Source organism: Bradyrhizobium sp. (genome assembly GCF_049586575.1).
Classification (GTDB): domain Bacteria; phylum Pseudomonadota; class Alphaproteobacteria; order Rhizobiales; family Xanthobacteraceae; genus Bradyrhizobium.
The window spans coordinates 1-6,489 of the sequence record NZ_JBAVCF010000354.1 but is presented as its reverse complement, the minus strand read 5'-3'; the positions used below and the strand labels follow the sequence as shown (position 1 = coordinate 6,489).

At 62.1% G+C, this 6,489-nt stretch carries 6 protein-coding genes; 4 read left to right on the top strand and 2 right to left on the bottom strand.

The features are described 5' to 3' along the window. Positions 1–246: 246 nt before the first annotated feature. On the bottom strand, positions 247–1,089 hold the full coding sequence (locus tag WB528_RS13895; RefSeq protein ID WP_423888990.1) for an AAA family ATPase: 843 nt from the start codon (positions 1,087–1,089) through the stop codon (positions 247–249). Positions 1,090–1,281: 192 nt separating this feature from the next. Here WB528_RS13895 and WB528_RS13890 point away from each other — a divergent pair, with 192 nt between their 5' ends. From WB528_RS13890 to sseA, 3 genes are all read left to right on the top strand, one after another. Continuing rightward, on the top strand, positions 1,282–2,457 hold the full coding sequence (locus tag WB528_RS13890) for a vWA domain-containing protein (protein ID WP_423888989.1): 1,176 nt from the start codon (positions 1,282–1,284) through the stop codon (positions 2,455–2,457). Between the two features lie 75 nt (positions 2,458–2,532). After that, positions 2,533–2,946 (top strand): rhodanese-like domain-containing protein, encoded by a 414-nt coding sequence (locus tag WB528_RS13885; protein ID WP_423888988.1) that lies wholly within the window; start codon positions 2,533–2,535, stop codon positions 2,944–2,946. A gap of 3 nt (positions 2,947–2,949) precedes the next feature. Next, the gene (gene sseA / locus WB528_RS13880; RefSeq protein WP_423888987.1) at positions 2,950–3,801 is read left to right on the top strand and encodes a 3-mercaptopyruvate sulfurtransferase; all 852 of its coding nucleotides are present in this window, start codon (positions 2,950–2,952) and stop codon (positions 3,799–3,801) included. Positions 3,802–3,804: 3 nt separating this feature from the next. Here the strand turns inward: sseA and WB528_RS13875 are convergent, their stop codons facing one another. Beyond that, positions 3,805–4,752 carry a hypothetical protein gene (locus tag WB528_RS13875; RefSeq protein WP_423888986.1) on the bottom strand — a complete coding sequence of 316 codons (948 nt, stop codon included), beginning with the start codon at positions 4,750–4,752 and terminating at the stop codon, positions 3,805–3,807. 565 nt (positions 4,753–5,317) lie between these two features. Between WB528_RS13875 and WB528_RS13870 the strand changes: the two genes are divergently transcribed. After that, positions 5,318–6,489: L,D-transpeptidase (locus WB528_RS13870; RefSeq protein ID WP_423888985.1), on the top strand; the 1,172-nt coding region annotated here is incomplete at its 3' end.

Below are 6,489 nucleotides of genomic sequence, written 5' to 3'. Positions count from 1 at the left end.
GGACTTACTCGGTGTGCTTTTTTCATTCGCACCCGAGGCTGCGGGCGCAACGAGCGCCCGGCATTCCCTGCGCCCTCTGGCTGGAGAGGCAGGATGCTCTCAGCAGGACTCGGGCGTTTAGGGCCGCGAGATCGCGAATCTGTGTTCGTGCACGGCCGGTTGTTTGAAAATTGAATCCTTCACACAATGAGCGCGACATCCGAGGCCGTCATTGCGACTCGTTGCGCGCAATCGCGGACTTTGAGACTACACCTCGCGCCGGCTCAGGAACGCCAGCCGCTCGAACAAGTGCACGTCCTGCTCGTTCTTGAGCAGCGCGCCATGCAGCGGCGGGATCAGTTTGCGCGGGTCGCGCTCCCTCAGCATTTCCGGCGTGATGTCTTCGTTCAGGAGCAGCTTCAGCCAATCCAGAAGTTCCGACGTCGAAGGCTTCTTCTTCAGGCCGGGCACCTCGCGCACCTCGAAAAAGATGCGCAGCGCCTCTTCGACCAGCCGCTTCTTGATGCCGGGGAAATGTACGTCGACGATCCGGTTCATGGTATCGGCATCGGGGAACTTGATGTAGTGGAAGAAACAACGCCGCAGGAAGGCGTCCGGCAGTTCCTTCTCGTTGTTGGAGGTGATCATCACGATCGGGCGCAGCTTGGCTTTGATATTCTCGCCGGTCTCGTAGACGAAGAACTCCATGCGATCGAGTTCGAGCAGGAGGTCATTGGGAAATTCGATATCGGCTTTGTCGATTTCGTCGATCAGCAGCACGGGGCGCTGTTCCGAGGTGAACGCCTCCCACAATTTGCCGCGCTTGATGTAGTTCTTGATGTCGGACACCCTGGCATCGCCGAGCTGGCTATCGCGCAGGCGCGACACCGCGTCGTATTCGTAAAGCCCTTGTTGTGCCTTGGTGGTGGACTTGATGTGCCAGGTCAGGAGCGGGGTTTTCAGCGCCTTGGCGACTTCTTCGGCCAGCACGGTCTTGCCGGTCCCCGGCTCGCCTTTGATCAAGAGCGGCCGCTCCAGCACGATCGAGGCATTCACCGCGACCTTGAGGTCCTCGGTGGCGACGTAGTCCTTGGTACCGGTAAATTTCATCGAGGCCGTTGCCTTGGTTTTTCGAGACGAGCAAACGCCTCTGGACAGGAAAAGACCGCCGGGACGGCGGTCGCTTGCCGGTAATGTAGTTGAAAAACCTCAGAGGTCCAGACCGGGACATGCCCCGCCGCGCCGCCCTGATCTACCCCAATTGCCCTTGACGAAGGCGGTTCGCCGGGCAATCTGAAGGGCATGTTTCTACAATTCTTCACATCGCTGCGCGAGGCCCAGGTCCCGGTGACCTTGCGCGAATATCTGACGCTGATGGAGGCGATCGACGCCGACCTCGCCGACCAGTCGGTGGAGAATTTCTATTACCTTGCGCGCACCGCACTGGTGAAGGACGAGCGCAATCTCGACAAGTTCGATCGCGTGTTCGGCAGCGTGTTCAAAGGGCTCGAAAGCCTGCTCGATGCGATGCAGAAGGCCGACATTCCCGAGGAATGGCTGAAGAAGCTCGCCGAGAAATACCTCACCGAGGAAGAGAAGAAGCAGATCGAGGCGATGGGCTGGGACAAGCTCATGGAGACGCTTCGCAAGCGGCTGGAAGAACAGAAGGGCCGTCATCAGGGCGGCAACAAATGGATCGGCACAGCCGGCACCTCGCCGTTCGGCGCGCACGGCTATAACCCGGAAGGCGTGCGCATCGGACAGGAGAAGAACCGCAATTTCCGCGCCGTGAAGGTGTGGGACCGCCGCGAGTTCAGGGATCTCGACGGCAATGTCGAACTCGGCATCCGCAACATCAAGATTGCGCTGCGTCGCCTGCGCAAGTTCGCCCGCACCGGCGCGCCCGACGAACTCGATCTCGACACCACGATCAAGGAAACCGCCAACCACGGTTATCTCGACGTGTATATGCGGCCCGAGCGGCGCAACGCGGTCAAGGTCCTGGTGTTCTTCGACATCGGCGGCTCGATGGATTCCCACATCGAGCAGGTTGAGGAATTGTTCTCGGCTGCCAAGACCGAGTTCAAGCACATGGAATATTTCTACTTCCACAACTGCCTCTATGAAGGCGTCTGGAAGCAAAATCGCCGACGCTTCACCGACCGCACGCCGACCTGGGACGTGCTGCACAAATATCCGCACGACTACAAGGTCGTGTTCGTCGGCGACGCATCGATGTCGCCCTACGAGGTCATGGTGCCGGGCGGCTCGGTCGAGCATGTCAACGAGGAAGCAGGCTCGGTCTGGCTCGAACGCATCACGCGTACCTATCCGCATGCGGTGTGGCTCAATCCGGTCGCCCAGAAGCACTGGGACTATTCGGAATCGACCACCCTCATTCGCCGCATCTTTTCGGAGCGCATGTATCCGATCACGATCGAGGGTCTCGAAAACGCGATGAAGGAACTGGTGCGGTGAGCTTTCTTTACCTCTCCCAATTGGAGAGGGAGCCGATCTCCCTTGTTGAGGGATATAGAACCGGAGAGAACTGCAATGCCCCAGACCATCCATCGCGGGATCAAGGCCCTGATCGACGAGGCCAATGCCGAAATCGAAACCCTGAGCGCGGCCGACGCCATCAAGGCAGCGCAAAGCGACGACGTCGTCATTGTCGATATCCGCGATCCCCGCGAACTCGAGCGTGACGGCAGGATTCCGGGCGCATTCTCCTGCACCCGTGGCATGCTGGAATTCTGGATCGACCCGGCCAGTCCCTACGCGAAGCCGGTCTTCCAGCAGGACAAGAAATTCGTTTTCTATTGTGCGGGTGGCCTGCGCTCGGCGCTCGCAGCCAAGACCGCGCAGGACATGGGCTTGAGGCCGGTGGCGCATGTGGCCGGCGGCTTTGCTGCCTGGCGCGATGCGGGCGGCCCGACCGAAAAATGGGAACCGAAGAAGAAGGGCTGAGAAATGGCAAACGACCCCCTCGTCTCCACCGAATGGTTGGCGTCGCACATCAACGACACCAACGTGAAACTCCTCGACGCCACGTTCAAATTGCCGGGCATCTTGCCGCTGCCAAAGGACGACTATCTCGCAGCCCACATTCCGGGCGCGGTGTATTTCGACGTCGACGCGGTGTCCGATCATTCCGATCCTTTGCCGCATATGTTTCCAAGCGCTGAGCAATTCGGCCGCGATGTCGGCGCGCTCGGCGTCTCCAATAGCGACACCGTCGTGATCTATGATGCCGGCGGCTGGGTCGCGGCGCCCCGGGTATGGTGGATGTTTCTTTCCTACGGCCATCGCGATGTCCGCATTCTCAATGGCGGTCTGAAGAAGTGGCGCGCCGAGGGACGCCCCGTTCAGGCCGGCGAGGTGACGGCAAAGCCCGCCACCTTCAACGCAACGTATGACGAGCGGCGCGTTCGTTCGATCAAGCAGATGATCGCCAACGTGGCGAGCCGCGCCGAGCAAGTGATCGATGCGCGCGCCGTCGAGCGCTTCGAGGGGCGCGCACCCGAACCGCGGCCGGGCATTCGCTCGGGCCACATTCCGGGCGCGCTCAACCTGCCCTACAACAACCTGTTCGATGCCGCGGCCGGCACCATGAAGCCGCACGATGAGTTGAAGAAGGCCTTTGCGGACGCCGGCGTCGATACGGCAAAACCGATCGTGACGAGCTGCGGGTCCGGCGTTTCAGCCGCGGTGCTGACGCTCGCGCTCTATCGGCTCGGGGTCGAAAATACCGGGCTGTATGACGGCTCATGGTCGGAATGGGGCAAGGCCGATGGTCCGGCGATCGCGACCGGTCCGGCTTAACCCTTACTGCGTCTGCCGTGCCCTCGTCGCGGGTACGGGCGCAGGCACCGGCAGCTGTGCAAAGGGATTCTGCTGCAATTGCAGCTGTTGTGCCGCCAGCCGCGCGCGTGCCGCGAGCCTGCGACGGCGCGCGATGCGGCGTGCATGAACGCGTTTCTCAACGGCGCTCGGATCATCCTTCGCGCGCTCCGGCTTCGCCGTCTTTTCCTTGACGTTTGTCACGATGTCCACCGGCGGGCCGCCAAGGGTTGCGATTTTCGTCGCAGCGATGCTTGTCTCGGATGACGTTGCTGAAACCATCGCTGCCGTTGAAGTCGAAGTTGCCGCCGAAGCTGTTGTTGTCGTCGAAGCCGCAGCTGTCGTTGAGGCTGTCGCTGTCGTCGAAGCCACCATTGCCGGATTGGCCGGCGCCACAGCGGGCTGGGGCGTCGCCGGCTCGCCGTTACCAGATGACACGTCCAGAACCGCGACTGCCGCCGTCTTCGTCTCGTCGGTTGTGACCAGCGTCGTCGTCTCGCCGGTAGTAGTAGCAGCAGTCTTTGGGGCGGGTGCTGCCTCAGGCGCAGGCGGCGATTCCGCAACCGGCATTTGCGCCGGAGCGATATCAGGCTTGGCGACGTCGATGGCCGGAGTTTCCGCCGGGCTTGACGCTGCCACCTGAGGGCTGCTTGCGGATGGTGCGGGCGCTGCCACAGGCTCAGCGGGTGCGGCAGCTACCTTGATCGGGTCAGGCGCCTTCTCCGCCACGGTATCGACGCGCAAGGTGGCGAGCATCGGTATCGTGGGTTCGGTTTGCTGGCCGAAGGTAACTTCCGGCGCCGCGCGCCAGGATGAATTGCTCGCAAACGACTCGTGCGCCGCGCGCAGCAAAGCCGCCGCACCCAGCCCGAAAACGAGGAGCGACATCGACAACATGATCGCTGCGAACAGGAAACGAAAACCGGGGAGCATGGGCGCGCGGGAATCTTGCGAAGGCGAACGGGAACGCGGTGGCCACTGATGGAGGTGATTTGCCGTGCGCTGGTGTCCAGGTTCCGGCATTCGTATCCATTCGCAGCGGGCTCTCTACGAATGTCAGAACCGAAGGGACACCAGAGAATGTTCAATTCTCGTGTGGTTTTGGATTTGACATTCGCCTTGAAGACTCGCGGCGATGCTTAGCGAATGCCAAATCCACCACACGAGGGCGACGAATCAGGCTCACGCAAGAATAGCGCAACGGATTTTCGGCGCTTGTGAAATCTCGCTGCACGCTAAAAACGGACGCGACCTGTCACTTCGCCGCCGCAGGTCCTTGAAGCCAGGGCCACGCATGTCGGGTTTGTCGCGGCCTGGCGCGGAATGTTCCGTCCGTTCAGGCGGCGGGACAGGCAAAAACAGTCGACAAACGAGGAACTTGGGCAATCACAAAATGGTCGAATCCAGCGTCGAAAGCGCTATTGTGTCTTGAATGCGCCGCGATCTTCCGTCATCTCCCGTTAACGATCCGGTGGCGCCTTGGGGCTATACAAGAGCAATGATGACCAATCGCATTCTGACGATTTGTGCCGCGTTTTCTGCTGCCTTGGCGGTAGGAGCCGTGGGAACCTCGGTTGCGTCGGCGCAAGGTTATCCGCCTCCGGGATCCGTCTATTCGCCTACTCCGCAGCCTTATCCGGCCGGTTCTCCGGCTGACTATCGCGGCTCGCCGCGTCCGGCTGATTTCGACGCACTTGAAGACGACGAGGGCCCCAATGGGCCCGGTTCGACTGCGTTGTCACCGCCCGGCCCCAGCGACCCCCGCTATGGTCGTCGCCCCGTTTATCCCGATCAAGGTGGGCCGATCCTTTCGCCTGACGATCCCCGCTATGGCCACCCTGCGGGACTCTATTCCGAGCGGGGCCCCGTGATGTCGCCGGACGATCCGCGCTACGGCCGTCCCGCGCCGCCTCCCGGAGGCTATTCCGGTCCCGTGATGTCGCCGGATGATCCGCGCTATGGCCGTACCGATCCGCCGCCGGTCATTTATGCGGACCGGCCAGCCGGTGCGCCGCAGGCTGGCGCCGCCGAAGGGGTTCGGCCGCCCGGCGCCGTCGGCGGACCTGGCAATGTTACGGGCAACGTGCAGCCGCCGCAGGGGCCGGACAATCACTCGGTCATGCTGTTGCCGCCGGAGGAACAGCCTGAAGCCGGGCCAGCCAACCTGGCGCCCAACTTGCGCCGGCAGGAAGTCAGTTTCGCCACCAAGGAGCCGGCGGGGACGATCATCGTCGATACGCCGCATACCTATCTCTATTACGTGCTCGGCAATAACCGTGCGATCCGCTACGGCGTTCGTGTCGGGCGCGATGGCTTCACCTGGACTGGCGTGCAGAAGATCTCGCGCAAGGCGGAATGGCCGGATTGGCATCCGCCGCCGGAGATGATCGATCGCCAGCCTTATCTGCCGCGCTTCATGGCCGGCGGCCCCGGCAATCCCCTGGGCGCGCGCGCGATGTATCTCGGCAATACCGTCTATCGCATCCACGGCACCAACCAGCCGTCGACGATCGGCAAGTTCGTCTCCTCGGGCTGTATCGGCATGCTGAACGAGGACGTTTCGGACCTGTTTGATCGCGTCAAGGTCGGCACCCGCGTCGTGGTGTGGCCGGGCAATCCGCCGGCTTCGACCACAACGGCTTCCGCGGCACCGGTGCCGGGATCGAACGC